Here is a 15961-nt window from a genome sequence, read left to right as displayed (position 1 = left end):
TAGCTTGCTGATCAAAGAGTTAAGTTAGCTTGCGTTAGCTCGATTTCGCCGTGATTAGCGGGTTGAGTGTGGCAAATTTGTGGCATAGCTTGCCAGCGGTTGTCTTCGAGACGTTTGACTCATCACAAGGAGTGTTTAGCGCCTCGCCAACTGAGGTTGATAGGGGTTGCCACAGGGATCCAAAATTTTCTAGCTCGCGGACTATCTGAGCGTAGCTACCCTATCCTGAGAGGAGACACGCTTTTCTATCGCCCGGCCAGTGGTAGCGCTAGGTAGCTAGAAGGCACGGGTAAGGTCTAATCGTTTGATTCATCCAAGCTAAACTAGTGTTTTTGCTAGCGATTCTTGGAGCTCCAACGTGAATACGGAAAACCATTCTCAAACGGCCGCTTTTCTCTGGTCGATTGCCGACCTGCTACGCGGTGACTTCAAGCAGTCCCAGTACGGTCGCATCATCCTGCCGTTCACGCTGCTACGGCGGATGGAATGCGTGCTTGCGCCTACTAAGGATGAAGTCATCAAACAGACCTTCGCGCAGGAGGGTCGTCCCGACGCGGTGCGCGAGATGATCCTGCTGCGCACGGCTGGCCAACAGTTTTTCAATGCTTCGTCGCTCACCCTCGCCACGCTGTCTGATACTCAGACCGCCGCCGACCTGATGAGCTATGTGCAGGCGTTCAGCAAGGACGCTCGCGAGATATTTGAGCACTTTCACTTTGAAGATTTCGTCCAGCAGCTGACTAGCGCCAACCTGCTATATCAAGTCGTACAGCGCTTCGCTGCTACCGATCTGAGCCCCGAGCGCATAAGCAACTTCGGCATGGGCATCATCTTCGAGGAGCTGATCCGCAAATTCGCGGAAAGCTCCAACGAAACCGCCGGGGAGCACTTCACCCCCCGCGATATCGTGCACCTCACTACCTCGCTGGTGATCACCGGGCAGGACGGCAAGCTCGGGCCCAACAGCATCGTCACCATCTACGATCCAACCGCCGGCACCGGTGGCTTTCTGTCTGAGGGCGACGAGTACATACAGTCTATTAGCGACAAGGTCACCGTGTCTCTGCACGGCCAAGAGCTCAACCCCGAGTCCTACGCCATCTGCAAAGCAGACATGCTGATCAAGGGCCAAGACGTCACCAGCATCAAACTCGGCAACACCCTCTCCAACGACCAGCTTGCTGACAAGCGCTTCGACTTCATGCTCAGCAATCCGCCATTCGGCGTCGAGTGGAAGAAGGTTCAGAAGCAGATTACTGACGAATATACAGAGAAGGGGTTCGGCGGCCGCTTTGGCCCAGGCCTGCCCCGCGTGTCCGACGGTTCGCTGCTGTTCCTCCTGCACCTGGTCAGCAAGATGCGTGACCCGCGCGACAGTGGCTCGCGCATCGGCATCATCCTCAACGGCTCGCCGCTGTTCACCGGCGGCGCAGGTTCGGGTGAGTCGGAGATTCGCCGCTACCTGCTGCAGAACGACTTGGTCGAAGCCATCGTCGCGTTACCCACCGACATGTTCTACAACACCGGCATCGCCACCTATGTGTGGATACTCAGTAACCACAAGGTCGCTGCGCGCCAGGGCAAGGTGCAGTTGATTGACGGCAGCAAGCACTACGCCAAAATGCGTAAGTCGCTGGGCAGCAAGCGGCAGTACATTACCGAAGATCAAATCAGCGAGCTGGTGCGCCTCTACGGCAGCTTCGAGCAAACTGCACAGAGCAAGATCTTCCCTATTGAAGCCTTCGGCTACCGCCGTATCACCGTCGAACGCCCGCTGCGCCTGAACTTCCAAACCAGTGCCGAGCGCGTTGCTAAAGTGCTGGAAGAAAAGGCCCTGCAGAAACTCGATAGCATCGCCCAGCAACAGCTGTTGGCCGCCCTGCAAGCAATGGACGCCAGCGTGTTGCACCGCAACCGCGAGCAGTTCAGCAAGCTGCTGAAAAAATCCCTCACCACGCACGGCGTCAGCCTCAGCACGCCGGAGTTAAAAGCCTTGATGAGCGCCCTGAGCGAGCGCGACCCCGAGGCAGATATCTGCATGACGAAAGGCCAGCCGGAAGCGGATGCTGGCCTGCGCGATAACGAGAACGTGCCGCTAGGCGAGTCGATATACGACTACTTCCAGCGCGAAGTCATCCCCCATGTGCCGGATGCCTGGATAGACGAGAGCAAGACCGATGCTCTGGACGGCGAGGTCGGCATTGTCGGTTTCGAGATTCCCTTTAACCGCCACTTCTATGTGTTCCAACCACCACGCCCGTTAGCCGAGATCGATAGCGACCTGAACGCCTGCACCGACCGCATCAAGCAGATGATCGAGGGGCTGTCGGCATGACAAATTTGTCGGGAGCAAATTTGAACAACGGCGCAGCCGTTGGCCTGCAGGGCGAGAGCATGGAAAGCCCGAGTACGTTTACCGCGTACCCGGCGTGCAAAGATTCGGGCGTTGAGTGGATGGGCGAAGTGCCTCTGCATTGGCAAATAAAAGCACTGAGGTATCTATCAGTTTGCTTGGATGGCAAACGTATACCTCTAAATGGGGAGCAGAGAGCTGATAAGCAAGGGGATATTCCCTATTGGGGCGCAAACGCAATCATGGATTATGTTGACGAGGCAATCTTCGACGAAGAGTTGCTCTTGGTCGGCGAGGATGGCGCTCCCTTTCTCGATCCTATTAAACCCGTAGCATTCCATTCATCAGGACCGGTATGGCCAAATAACCATATCCATGTATTACGTCCAAACAAGCCTGAGTGGGTACGGTTTCTCGTTTACGCCATGAATGCTGCTGATTATGCGAATTACATTGAAGGCTCTACGAGGCAGAAGCTGAATCAGTCCCGCTTGATGGGAATGCCAGTAAGTTGGCCGGGCTATACAGAACAAACCCAAATCGCCCGCTTCCTCGACCACGAAACCGCCCGCATCGACGCGCTGATCGAAGAGCAACAGCGCCTGATCGAACTGCTCAAGGAAAAGCGCCAGTCCGTGATCTCCCACGCCGTCACCAAAGGCCTCGACCCCACGGTGCCTATGAAAGACTCCGGCGTAGAGTGGCTAGGCGAGGTACCGGCGCATTGGCGAAGCCTAAAGGTGAAGCGGCTTTTTACGCAGAGCAAGCGGCAGGGGTACGCGGATATGGAGGTGCTGTCTGTTTATCGTGATTATGGCGTTGTTCAGAAAAATTCGCGCGACGACAATAACAATAAAACCCCTGAAGATTTGTCTTTGTACCAGTTGGTGATGGAAGGCGACTTGGTGGTTAATAAGATGAAGGCCTGGCAGGGCTCGCTGGGTGTGTCCGAATACCAAGGTATAACGAGCCCAGACTACGTTGTCTACAGCCCCTCTCATGGCGAGATGCCGAGGTTCATACATTATTTACTTCGTGCCAGTCATATGCCGCGTGTTTACCTTTCCATTTCCAACGGTATTCGTCCTAGTCAGTGGCGGATTGAGCCCGAGAAATTTGAACAGGTCGAAGTGTTTCTCCCTGGAAAAGCAGAGCAATTAGAGATTGTTGCTTACCTAGAAGCTCAGATAATAAAAGTTAATGAACTAATTTTGTGTTGTGAGCAGGCAATTGAGCTTTTCTCGGAACGCCGCTCAGCCCTAATCTCCGCCGCCGTCACCGGCAAAATTGACGTGCGCGGTTGGCGACCAGCTACTGAAAAAAGTGCGCAGCATTGCAAAATCCTAGAAGCTTGATTTTTGATTTAAGGATGAATTGATGAGCCATACCCTTAGTGCCAAAGAGCAGGCACTGTCCAAGGTTTTCTCGGATGATTACGTGTTCACTATCCCAGGCTATCAGCGTCCCTATGCTTGGGGCGAGGAACAGGCTCAGGAGCTGCTGGATGACCTACTTGGCGCTTTGCGCGATGCGCCCGAGAAGCTGGCCGATTCCATGCCGTATTTTCTCGGTAGCATCGTCCTGATCAAGCGCGACGCCGTGCCGGATGCGACAGTGGTGGACGGTCAGCAGCGGCTGACCACATTGACGCTGCTTTTATCGGCCATTCGGGCAACGGTTCAGGACTCAAGTGTTCAGGCCGGCATCACCAAGCGCATTTATGAGACAGGTGATGTGGTGGCAGCGGTTGAGCCTCGCTATCGACTATCGCTGCGTGAACGCGACCGAGAGTTTTTCCGTAAGTACGTACAGCACGAGAATGGCTTGGGCCAGTTGGTGGAGGTAAACGCCACGCTCCACGATGCCCCTAATCGTATGCGCTCCAATGCTCGGCTCTTTCTACGAGAGCTGAGTGCATTGGACGAAGCCGAGTTGGTTCGACTCGTGCAATTCATTGTTACACGCTGCTTTCTGGTGGTCGTCTCTACACCAGACCTTGACTCGGCGTATCGAATCTTCGGCGTATTGAACAGCCGAGGGCTCGATCTCAGCGCAACAGATATCCTTAAGGCAGAAATAATCGGCTCGCTGCCCGAAGCACTAAGGGACGCTTACACCAAGCGTTGGGAGGATGTTGAGGAGTCGTTGGGCCGGAGCAGTTTCAGTGAACTATTTAGTCATATTCGGATGGTCTATCGCAAGGCCAAGCCGCAAGGGACTCTTCTCAAAGAGTTCCGCGCCCACGTTACGCTTGCAGCCCAGCCCAAGTTGTTCATGGAGCAAGTACTGCTGCCTATGGCAGAGGCCTACGGGGCTATAACCGATGCGGAATACAGCAGCCCCACGCTGGCAGGTGAGGTCAACAATCATCTGCGCTGGCTGAATCGCCTGGAGTTTAAGGACTGGGTGCCGCCCGCGTTGTCCTTCTATATTCGCCACCACAACGAGCCTATGGCCATGATGGCGTTCTTCAAGGATTTGGAACGGCTGGCTTATTCGATGCTGGTGCGTAAGGCTGGGGTCAACGCGCGCATTGAACGGTTTTCGAAACTGATCGAGGCGGTGGAAAAAGGTGACGATCTAGCGTTGCAGCAATCGCCACTCCAGTTGCGGCCAGCCGAGCAGAATGAAACCTATAACGCACTCAATGGCCCGCTCTACGAGACACACTCACCGAAGGCCTTGGGGGTTCTTTTGTTAAGGCTGGATGCTTTGCTCTCCGATGGAAGTGCAAGCTATCAACACGACATCGTAAGTGTGGAGCACGTTTTGCCGAGACAGCCGGCATCGGGCAGCAAGTGGAAGGAATGGGTACCAGAGCTGGAGCAGCACCAGCATTGGGTTCATCGATTGGGTAATCTAGCCCTTCTGAGCCGGAGGAAGAACAGCTCCGCCAGTAACTACGAATTTCCCAAGAAAAAGACGGCCTATTTCACTAAAGGTGGGGTTTCGTCGTTTGCGCTGACCACACAGGTGCTGCAGCACGACTGCTGGACGGCTGATGTCATCAAGGGGAGACAGGCTTCATTGTTGAGCAAGCTTGAGCAGGTCTGGCGTCTAGAAGGCCGTATCACCAGCGTTGAACAAGCGATGCAGCAAATTGCTTTGCAAACCCTTGCTGAGGCGGAGGCGCTGTTCGAACTCAAACAGCCGAAAAGCGGGCTGGAGGCAAATGCCCGAGAATTGGGCAATGAGTTTGTAGTACTGAAGGGCTCGAAGGCACGCCCGGAGTGGATTGGTGTGCCGCATAACTACGCCTCGTTGCATGCTCAGCTGATGGAGGAAGGATGTTTCCATTTTGATGACGCTGGTGAGCTTTTGGTATTCACCCGTGACGTGGCCTTCAAAAGCCCCAGCGCTGCGTCTGCAGTCATCCTTGGCAGAGCCGACAACGGTCGAGCCAGTTGGCGATTGCAGGGCACGACGATTGATTATGGAACGTGGCTAAACAGTCAGTCCGCTGAGAGGCCTGCTTCAGGTCGCAATGATGATTTAGCTGCTGAGGCAGTAATGGACGAAAGCCATTAAGGCTTCTGCAGAAAGGATTGAGCATGGCCGACAGTAAGGAATATCAATTCCAGCAGGACATCATCACCGCCATGACTGCTCAGGGCTGGCTCACCGGCCCGGGCAGTGGCTATGACCGGCGCACGGCGCTGTATACCGAGGACTTTCTCGGCTACTTCAAGGAAGCCTGGCCGGAGCGGTGGGGCAAGTTCGCCAAGGCCAACCCAAATAATCCGGATGATGTGCTGGTACAAAAGCTGGTGCGCGAGCTGGAGCAGAGCGGCACCTTGGATGTGCTGCGCCATGGCTTCAAGCTGCCGGCGGTGAAGGTCGAGCTATGCAGCTTCCAGCCCGACCACGGCATGAACCCGGATACGCTCAAGCGCTACCGGTACAACCGCCTGCGCGTGGTGCCGGAGGTGTCCTACTCCCCCCGCGCACGGGAAGCCGGTGCGGGCGGGCAGAGCTACAACCCGCGGTTGGATCTGGTGCTATTCGTCAACGGCATCCCAACAGCGACGCTGGAGCTAAAAAGCGAATTTAAGCAGTCGGTAGAAAATGCCAAGCGCCAGTACCGCTACGACCGCCCGGTAAAAGATCCGCTGACCCGCAAGCCCGAGCCGCTGCTGACCTTTAAGCGCGGCGCGCTGGTGCATTTCGCCGTCGGCCAGAACGAGGTGGCAATGACAACCAAGCTGGACGGCAAGGACACCTTCTTCCTACCGTTCAACCTTGGCAGCTTGGAGGGCGGAGCAGGCAACCCGCCGCCGCCCGACGACAGTCAGTACGCCACTGGCTATCTGTGGCAGCAGCTGTTCCAGCCGGATGCCTGGCTCAAGGTGCTTGGACGTTTCCTGCACCTGGATAAGAAGACCAGCGAGGGTTTTGACGGTACGCTCACCACCAAAGAGACGATGATCTTCCCACGCTACCATCAGTGGAATGTGGTCAACCGGCTGATCGAAACTACTCACACTGAAGGACCTGGCAAGCGGTATCTGATTCAGCACAGCGCTGGCTCTGGTAAGTCCAACTCTATCGCCTGGACTGCCCACCAGCTTGCCTCGATGTACAGCGATGACGGACAGCGGCTGTTCAGCTCGGTGATCGTGGTCACCGACCGCACGGTGCTAGATAGCCAGTTGCAGAACACTATCTACCAGTTCGAGCACACTCAGGGTGTGGTGAGGCCGATTACCCGCGACGTTGGCAACCAGAGCAAGTCTGAACAACTGGCGGAGGCGCTGGCTGAGCAGACGCGCATCATCATCGTCACGATCCAGACGTTCCCGGCGCTGTTCGACGCGCTAGAAAAGTATCCAAAGCTGGCCTCAGGGCGCTATGCGGTGATCGCTGACGAAGCGCATTCTTCCCAGACCGGCTCCTCGGCCAGCAAGCTGAAGCAGATCCTCGGCAGCGATGCGCTCGAAGCTGAAGAGATCAGCGCTGAAGATCTGCTTGACGCTGCCGTGCAGGCGCGCAAACCGAACGAGCGCATCAGCTATTACGCCTTTACCGCCACGCCCAAGGCTAAAACCTTGGAGCTGTTCGGTCGGGTGCCTGACCCCACGTTGCCACCGAGTGCCAGCAATAAGCCCGAGGCGTTCCATCTGTATTCCATGCGTCAAGCCATTGAGGAAGGCTTCATCCTCGATGTGCTGCAGAACTACACCACTTACAGCACCGCCTGGAAGATCGCCCACCCTGATGGTGAAGACGAGGAGGTGGACTCGAAGAAAGCGCGCATGAAACTGGCACGCTGGGTGCGGCTGCATCCTTACAATATCGACAAGAAAGTCGAGATCATCGTCGAGCATTTTCGCGCCAACATCCTTCATCTGCTCAACGGCCAGGCCAAAGCGATGGTAGTCACCAGTAGTCGCCAAGAGGCGGTGCGTTACCAACTCGCAGTTAAAGAGTATGTACAGCGGATGGGGTACGCCGATGTGCATCCACTGGTGGCCTTCTCGGGTAGTGTGCTGCCTGACGATGTGATTCCAGAGGAGGTAACCGAGACTAGCAGCCTGCTTAACGCAGGCCTAAATGGCCGCGACCTAGCCAAGGCCTTCGACACTCAAGATTTCAACGTCATGATCGCGGCCAATAAATACCAGACTGGTTTCGATCAGCCCAAGCTGTGCGCCATGTACGTTGATAAGAAGCTACAGGGCGTGGATTGCGTACAGACGCTATCGCGCCTTAATCGAACCTTCCCGGCCAAGCAGACCTTCATCCTCGACTTCTTCAACGAGCCGCAGGACATTCTCGATGCTTTCTTGCCTTACTACACCAAGGCCGAGTTGAGCGATGTCACCGATCCGCAGATCATCTATGACCTGCAGAAAAGGCTAGATGCTGAAGGGGTCTATCACTGGCAGGAGGTTGAGGCGTTCGCCCTGGCGTTCTTCGACCCCAAAGCGGCCGCTAGCAAGCTCAGCTATTACTGCCAGCCAGCAAAGGAGCGCTTTGCCAAGCGTTACGCCTTCAGCGTCGAGTCGCGCCAGCAAGCACTGGATTACAAGCGGATCGCTGAGGCCAATGGCGATAGCGCCGGTTTGAAGAAGGCTGAGCATGCTCTAAGGGAGGCGGGCGAGCAGGTGGATCAGCTCGACCTCTTCCGAAAGAACCTGCAAAGCTTTGTGCGTCTGTATGAATTCCTCTCGCAAATTGTCCCGTACGAAGACCGTGAGCTAGAGCAGCTTTGTGTCTTTGCCAAGCACCTGTATCCGTTGCTTCGAGTAGATCGGCTTGAGCGGGACGATGTAGATCTAGGCGAGCTGGAGTTGACCCACTATCGGCTAAGCAAACGTGCAGAACAGATGCTTCAGCTAAGTGCTGATAATGGTGAGTACAAGCTGCAACCCGCGAGTGAGGTAGGCAGCGGCAAGCCTCACGATCCCGAGAAGAAGCGCTTATCGGAGATCGTTAAGGCGCTAAACGATATCTTCGGAGCTGAGGTGAGTAACGATGATCAACTGCACTTTTTAACCGGCATTGCAAAGCGAATTAGTCGGCAAGAAGATGTGATGGCTCAGGTCAACAATCACTCGACCGAGCAGGTTATGCATGGCCTTTTCCCCAAGCGGGTATTGGACACGGTGCTGGATTCCATCACTGATCATGAAAAGCTGTCGTTGGAAGTTCTAGATAGTGAAACAAAGACGAAAGCGTTCGCGTTGACGATTTTGAAAATGCTGAAAACTCGTGGAGCAAGCGCTCCTGATCAGAGTTTGTAGGAATAGGCAGGGCTTTATCGAGGTGACATTAGTGATTCGAGCTCTGCTAGGCCGCCTTGAAGCAGCTGCGAGGATTTCCTTCGTCTGCTGCATATGCTAGCCGCATCCTATTCCTGCTCATGGGGTTCGGTTTATTAATTAATTGAATCCTGATGTTAAGCCGTCAGTGCTGGTCGCACTCCGCCCACGCTTTTCCCAAATCATGTGGTTGAGCGCGTGATGATTCGGTAGTAGGAATAAACAGTCAGAAACAACAAAGCCCGCTCGATGGCGGGCTTTGTTGAGGTTCACGACGGTGAACGGAAGATGGCGCATTCGGCATGATTCGAACTCACGACCCCTACCTTCGGAGTCCTAAAAGTCGGCGTTTGGAATCAGTACGTTAGCGGGGATTAGCCGAGAATCAACGGGGTGAGGCAGCTGATGTTAGCAGGTTTTCGCCCCGATTAGCGGGGCGAATATGGCAAATTTGTGGCATCTAAGAATCGCAAAGTACGTTTCACTACACCTAATTTGGCCTTGGTATTCTTCTTGACAGTTGGAGGTACTGTCCATCACGGAGCAAATAACTACGATGGCTAGCTCTCGCGGTGAACTTTGTAGTTTGGACAATTTCCTCCGATATTCATAGTGGTTGAGTCGTTCTCAAGAGGAAGAGAGAAATATCTGGGTATTTTCCTCCCCAGCCGCCGAAACTTTACACCGAATGCGCTCCATGATTTCTTTTCCAAGCTCGCGTGATGCAAAGTCGAATCTCAGCTGATAAGACTTTTCGCTGCGCTCGGGCTCCCAATACGAAAGTCCCTGATCAAACTGGATAGTCAGTTGATTACCGGAACGCAGCTTAAGCTGTAGCTGGCGGTAGTGCGGCAAGGAGGGCAGGCTTAGCACCTCGCCTTCGAGGCCGCAGTATTCCAGAGCCTGGCCGAGGGCCTCATCGCGCTCATGGGCAGAGAGCCAGTCATGCCGGCACTGCCAAGGCGAGCGTTTTTCATCGCGCTGATATTGTCGGCCTAGGATTCGGATAGCGAAATCTGCATCACTCAGCCGCCCGAGCTCGTGGATCACGCTGACCAGCAGATTCACAACTAGCGGACTGCATACGTAGCGGTCACTGTAGACCAGTTCGGTAATCGGATCCTTGCCTGTGAGAGCATCATTAATCAGGCCGTTGGCCTCAGTGCTTAGGTGCTCCCAGAACCGACGAGCAAAGTTGTCGAGCGAGCCATCCATCTGATTGCCGATCTCGATCTTGATCAAGCCAGGGGGTGGGGCCGGCATGAGATCGGCAGCATTCAAGATGCGCTCTGCCTTTAGGTCGGAGGGGGTGCCTCGGATAATCCGTGCACCGGCCTCCGCTAGATCCCATGTGTGGCCAGGTGCGGCTAGGTTCGTATTGTCGCTAGCCCAGGCAATGCAGCCTTGTGGGCCTTGCAGTGAGACATTGAGTGCCAGCGCCCCGAGATCCGGTACGGAATTGTGTAGGCATATCTGTACTCCGTTGAAGGCTAGCTTTGCCAACCATTCCTTTTGGTCTCTTGGCAGGCTGGAAACGGTACTTTCCAGTAAATGTAATTGCACTAGGTGTCCGACGCTTTCCCAACTATGCAGTTGATGCCTCAGGCGGCGTGCGACAGCAAGATCCCACTCTTCGGCGGGTGCAGTGAAGTAAATGGCTACGGTCTTCGCATTGTCGTCCCTAGTAATCGATCTTTCGACCGCTTCCTGCAGGGTGGCGATTTCCGCCTGGCTTTGCGGGCCAAAGACGGCGAGTTCGGCGGGCAGCGCCAGACCGGCCAGCCAGGCTGGGTTGATCCATGCCAGCGCGACATGACGATTCAATCGCTCGGCTTCGAAGCGGGTATCGAAGCTGAGCAGACAGCGCTGGCAGGCATGCGAGCAGTTGCAACTGTCTAGACGGGTGATGACCCGCCGCCACAGGCTGGCGTCGTTCAGCCTTTCTGCGGCCTGGGTAGTGTAGCCACCACTGCGCAGGTCGAATACGCGAATAGCGCGAGCTGGCTGGCCATCGACCTTGATCGGATGGCTGTCACAGCCCAGCTCTTCGGTCTGTATTCCAAGCTCGGCGGCAATCGCTTCGCGCAGCGCCACGGCAATCGAATAGGCGGTGATGTCGTCGTTGAGAAGTTCGCCGCTGGAAGGGTTGCGCAGCACCAGTTCCAGCGCATCGGTCAGGCTGTCATGGCCAAGGTGGACGTTGTGCTTGATCTTCCAGCTATTGTGGCTGCCGGGGCAGATGTTTGTCCCGTCGCCTTGTTCATTGCTTTTGCCACCGCGCAGGCGGCGGTGCTGTGCCTTCTGGCGGAAAATAGCCGGCAGATACTGTTCATTGGTAGGGGCGGATGCATCGGGATAGCTGAGCATGGGCTCAGCTTTGCCGCACTCCAGGCAGATGGCAAAGCCTTGCTGATTGGCACCCGAGGTGTAGTTGAACAAGTGCGCCTGCTGGCTGGCGCGGAACTGGCCGAGCGCCGGATTGACCAGACAGACCCAGTTGGCAGGTACGTTCAGCCATGGCGCTTTGACCGGTACATACTGCAGGCGGCTGACGTCGTTGTGTGGCTCGTCGAAGAAGTCCACGGCAAACCCGGCGGGCACTAGGTATTCACGGATGTTGTCGCGCTCGATCGGGGCGCCGCATTCCTGGCAGTTGATCTCCAGTCCAGGATTGATGGCCGAGTCACTGGCACCGCATTGCCCACAGCGCCAGGCCTTCTTGAACAGCTGCAGCTCTTTGACGTTTTCGGCAGACGCAGGCGCGTGCCAGTTCAGCGTGATGCCAGAGGATTTGTAAATCAGCCCGTCCATGACCAGCTCGGCACCCGGTGCATATTCGCGCAGGCCCGTTATGCGGTCACGGGAAGCCAGTGAGCGGTAGCGCGCGCGGTTGTCCTCGCGCTGGTCGTTTTCTTCCCGCTTCAAGGTCTGCATGCAGCGGTTGTCGAAGCTGACGATATCGGTCGGGAAGCCGTAGCCCGGCAGGAAGCGCCGGTCAGCCAGCTCGCTGAGCAGGTACTCCTTCTCGATGCGGTTGAGTTGCGCCTCCATGGCGCGGGTGGCGGCGGCCTTCTTGTCTGCAATCTGCAGAAGCTGGGCGTGGCTGGCCGAATGGTCCTGCCGCCATGCCTGCATGATCTCGGCCATGCTGCGGCTGGAATGCTTGAACAACTCGCGCTGCGGGGCGGTATCGAGGATGCTGCGGCGGGTGATGTCCTTGAGGGCCTGTTCCACCAGCGTTTCGGTATCGACCGCCTGGTTGTCGCACCACAGGCAGAAACGCGCGGCCAGCGACATAGGCAGTTCGCCGTCGAGGAAGAAGGCACCGGCGGTCATCGACTTGATTTCCTGGGCGGCGATCACGTGCTTGAGCCAGTGCGACAGCAGCCAGGCATTGGCGTGGCGCTGCACCAGATCGGTGCTCTGCAGGGCCACCTTTGGCATGCGCATAGGCGTGTTGAACGGCCAGAGCGGGTTGTTGAACACGCTCTGGTCGTGCGGGGTGTTCTTGCAGACGGCCAGGGCCAGCGAGCGTCCCTCGCGGCGGCGTCCGGCACGGCCGGCGCGCTGCAGGTAGTTGGCTGGGTGCGGGGGGACGTTGTTCATCGCCACCACGCTGATGCCGCCGATGTCCACGCCCATTTCCATGGTGGTCGAGCAGCTCAGCAGGTTCAGGTTGCCTTTTTCAAAGAGCTTCTCGTAGCCCTTTAGCTTCTGCTGCGACTGCTGCGCCGAGTGCTCGGCAGCGCGGAAGTAGTGGCCGCCCTCGATGACCCGGTCCATGACGTCCGACCAGAGCGCATCCTTGCGCAACTGCTGGATCTGCAGCTCGCTGTTCAGCCAGTCGCGGACCGCCAGCAGGCCCTCATCACCTGGCACATGCAGGAGCGCCTCGGGCGGACGCGGCAGGGTGTAGGGCGTCACCTTGACGACCATCTCGCGGTCGGTACGTGGCGTATAGGGACTGAGCTGCTCGAACGGGGTGTCGATAAAGCGCCGCGATACCGGGCATAGGTAGACCGTTTCGGGCAGCCGGAAACTCAGGTCCTTGAGGTCGAGCTGATAGCCGTCGCCTGACGAAATCAGCAGCTTTGCCTGCTGGGTCAGTACCCGCCAGGCTTCGCTCAGGATCGAGTCGATCTGGTCCTGATGGTGCGCGGTCGACCAGTTGAATGCCTTGCAGAGCAGCAGGATGGCCCGCGACTGGATGCCATTGACGGTATTGACGGATGGCCAGCGGGCAAAGCGACCATGCAGCTTTTCAGGCTTTTCCCCCAGGACCGGCGCCACGACCCATTTGGGGCTGATGCGTGCGCCGATCAACGACTGCCAGTGTTTGTCGATGTTCAGGAGAGTATTTTCGCGGACGAAGAAGTCCAGCAGTACCTTCAGGTAGATGCGCCAGGACTCGATATCCAGGTGCGCAGGCCAGGCCATGGGTTTGCCGGTAACGTTGGCCAGCTTGAAATAGCACACCTGCACAAGGCCCAAAGTTTCCAGGCTGTTGGCGCGTTTCGGTCGGCGATAGAACTCGCGGGCCAGCAGCATGTTGGCCAAGGCGACACTGTCCCGCTTGCCGAAGGTGTTCGGCGCGAGGTTGTTGTAATAATCAAGCATGCCCATCTGCAGCTCTGGGGTACCGGCCAGATAGTTGGTCATGTCGGTCCAGCTGATTTCCGCGCCTTTTGCCGAATTGGCCTGTTTCTCCAGCAACTGCCCCAGGTATTTCTGCTCGAATCGGCCCAGCTTCTGGGCGGCATCCAGTTCCTGCAGTTCCTGCAGTTCGCGCAGCTCCTCTTCGGAAAGGCTGTTGACGGGGTGTGCCTGCAGCAGGCGTTGATAGATCAGGCCGCGAATCCGGTTGCGCTCGGAATCCTGCTGCAGCTTGACTGCAATGCGTGCCGTGCCCTGGCGGCTATCGGTGAAGGAGATCAGCTTGCGGCCCTGGAAAGGCTTGCCGGTAGGCATCGGATCTGGTGGACAGAATTCCAGCAGGGTGCCGATCACCGTGCTCAGGGTGAAAGGCGTGCCGATGCGCGCCGGACGTAGCAGGCTGCGGCCCTGGATATTGGCGCCACAGCAAGGGCATTCGTTCTTGATGGTACGGAAGAGCTGCAGCTCTATACCGCCATCCTCTGGACGATTGGGGGTCAGTCGCTGGGTGGTGCGATCGAGGAAGTCGCCACTGTAATTCTTGACGGTGCGATTAGTGATCAGGATCTGGATAGATGACACAGCATCTTCGGCCTGATCCTCGGCCCCCGTAGAATCTTCGTCGAGGGCAAACTCGTCGACCTGTTGCTGAGTCGGGTCGACCAGCTCGCTGCTACCTTTGGTCGCCGCCTGCAGGAAGCTTTCGTTGCACTCCTCGCAGGACACCAGCGGCATCAGCGGTGCACCGCAGCGGCAGTGAGTCCGCTCCTCCAAATAGGCCATGCCGAACGGCCAGTCGGCATGCTCCAGCGCGGTGCCGGCCTTGTGACTGCAGTGGCGGTTCACACAGGCGCGGATCGCCGGAATCACGTTATGGAACAGGTGCGCGCGCAGCGGCAGAAAGGACAGCCCTTCGGCATTCTTGGTGCCAGACAGCAGATCCAGCCAGGCGAGTACCTGCGCCGGGGTGAGACCGGACTCGCGGGTCAGCCCTTGCAGGTTTTGTGGTTTCACCTGGCCATCAGGCATGAATAGGGCGCGCAGCCGCCGAGCGGTGGGGCTGGCTTCCAAGCGTTGGTAGCGCAGCGTCGACTGTTCCTGGTCCGCCTCGATGGCACCGATGGCTTCAGGGGTGTCCTGCTCGGCAACCGGGGTGGCGTTCAGCAGCGCTGGGATATCCCGATGTCCCTGCACGACATGCACCTGCTGCGGATCCACTCCGCCGATATCGGCGAGGAAGGTGCGCAGGCTCTCGATGGTCTGAGTATCCGAGCCGAAGGTGGCCGAGGTCGCCACGAAGCGCACATCCTGCGGCTTGACTTGGAAGGCCAGCATCACCCGGCGCAGCAGCAGCGCCATCTCAGCGGCCTGGGAGCCGATGTGGGTGTGCGCCTCGTCCAGAATGATCCAGCGCAGCTTGCCGGCCGACTTCTGCAGGATCGGCTCGTCATCCTTGCGGATGAGCATGTACTCCAGCATGGTCGCGTTGGTCACCAGCAGTTGCGGCGGGCTGGCGCGCAGGCTCTTGCGGTCGATCACCTGGCCATCGTACTGCCGGTCGGAAGTCTTGCGCTCATTCTCCAGCGCGCCGGTGTACAGGCAGTGGCGAATCTGCCCGCCGAAGCCGTGGGTCCAGGCATCCAGGCGGTTCTGCTGCGAGTTGATCAGCGCGTTCAGCGGATAGATGAACAGGGCGCGAACGCTTTCTGGGTCTTCGCCCGCGTCGATGGCCTTGGCCAGCTGGTTGAGGACCGGCACCAGGAAGCATTCGGTCTTGCCTGAGCCGGTGCCGCTGGTCACCACCAGCGATTGCGGCTCGGCACGGTTGAGGATCTCCCACGCTGCTAACTGATGCGTAAACAATCTACGGTCTTTTGGAAAAGGATCTATAAGGTCTTCTCCGTCTTCCTTTTTGGGCGGGTGTGCCATCGTATCGGCAAGGCGCCAGTGCAGCAGGTTGCCGCCGGCCAGTGAACCCATGGTTTCAGCACTTTCCTGCCAGCCGAAGGTTGGTTCGAAGACCGGATCGGCCAGCCAGGCGCCCGGAGTGCCAGGGGCGGCGGTCAGCTGGTCATGCAGAAACTGGCGCAGCTGCGGGTTTCCAAGGCTGAGCAGGCCCTGGGCGGCGCGCTCACTGCGGGTACTCAGGTTGCTGGTAAGCGCGGAGAAATAGTTCTTCTGATAGAGCATGGGA

5 protein-coding genes are annotated in these 15961 nt (G+C 57.3%); 4 read left to right on the top strand and 1 reads right to left on the bottom strand.

The genetic code is table 11. The annotated features are described in order from the left end of the window. Nucleotides 1–358 precede the first annotated feature (358 nt). From FHR73_RS09645 to FHR73_RS09630, 4 genes are read left to right on the top strand one after another with little or no spacing between them, the layout of a single operon-like run. A complete protein-coding gene (locus FHR73_RS09645; RefSeq protein ID WP_183630721.1) occupies nucleotides 359–2335 on the top strand; it encodes a class I SAM-dependent DNA methyltransferase in 1977 nt (658 codons plus the stop codon). Continuing rightward, a complete protein-coding gene (locus tag FHR73_RS09640) occupies nucleotides 2332–3708 on the top strand; it encodes a restriction endonuclease subunit S (RefSeq protein WP_221191485.1) in 1377 nt (458 codons plus the stop codon). The genes FHR73_RS09645 and FHR73_RS09640 overlap by 4 nt, the downstream gene beginning before the upstream one ends. A 22-nt stretch (nucleotides 3709–3730) precedes the next feature. Next, nucleotides 3731–5881, top strand: coding sequence for a DUF4357 domain-containing protein (locus FHR73_RS09635; protein WP_183630719.1), 2151 nt, complete (start codon nucleotides 3731–3733; stop codon nucleotides 5879–5881). Between the two features lie 23 nt (nucleotides 5882–5904). Next, nucleotides 5905–9096 carry a type I restriction endonuclease subunit R gene (locus FHR73_RS09630; RefSeq protein ID WP_183630717.1) on the top strand — a complete coding sequence of 1064 codons (3192 nt, stop codon included), beginning with the start codon at nucleotides 5905–5907 and terminating at the stop codon, nucleotides 9094–9096. Nucleotides 9097–9741: 645 nt separating this feature from the next. On the opposite strand, the gene FHR73_RS09625 is transcribed toward FHR73_RS09630, so the two are convergent. Then, complete coding sequence (locus FHR73_RS09625) at nucleotides 9742–15957, bottom strand: DEAD/DEAH box helicase (RefSeq protein WP_183630715.1); 6216 nt, start codon at nucleotides 15955–15957, stop codon at nucleotides 9742–9744. Between the last annotated feature and the right edge of the window lie 4 nt (nucleotides 15958–15961).

This window comes from Pseudomonas sp. AS2.8, from assembly GCF_014190935.1.
Taxonomy (GTDB): domain Bacteria; phylum Pseudomonadota; class Gammaproteobacteria; order Pseudomonadales; family Pseudomonadaceae; genus Chryseomonas.
This window is presented reverse-complemented; position numbering and strand designations above follow the sequence as displayed.

Coding starts and splice junctions, on each gene's coding strand:
- FHR73_RS09640 (WP_221191485.1), top strand. CDS start 2,332: ATGACAAATTTGTCGGGAGCAAATTTGAACAACGGCGCAGCCGTTGGC.
- FHR73_RS09635 (WP_183630719.1), top strand. CDS start 3,731: ATGAGCCATACCCTTAGTGCCAAAGAGCAGGCACTGTCCAAGGTTTTC.
- FHR73_RS09630 (WP_183630717.1), top strand. CDS start 5,905: ATGGCCGACAGTAAGGAATATCAATTCCAGCAGGACATCATCACCGCC.
- FHR73_RS09625 (WP_183630715.1), bottom strand. CDS start 15,957: ATGCTCTATCAGAAGAACTATTTCTCCGCGCTTACCAGCAACCTGAGT.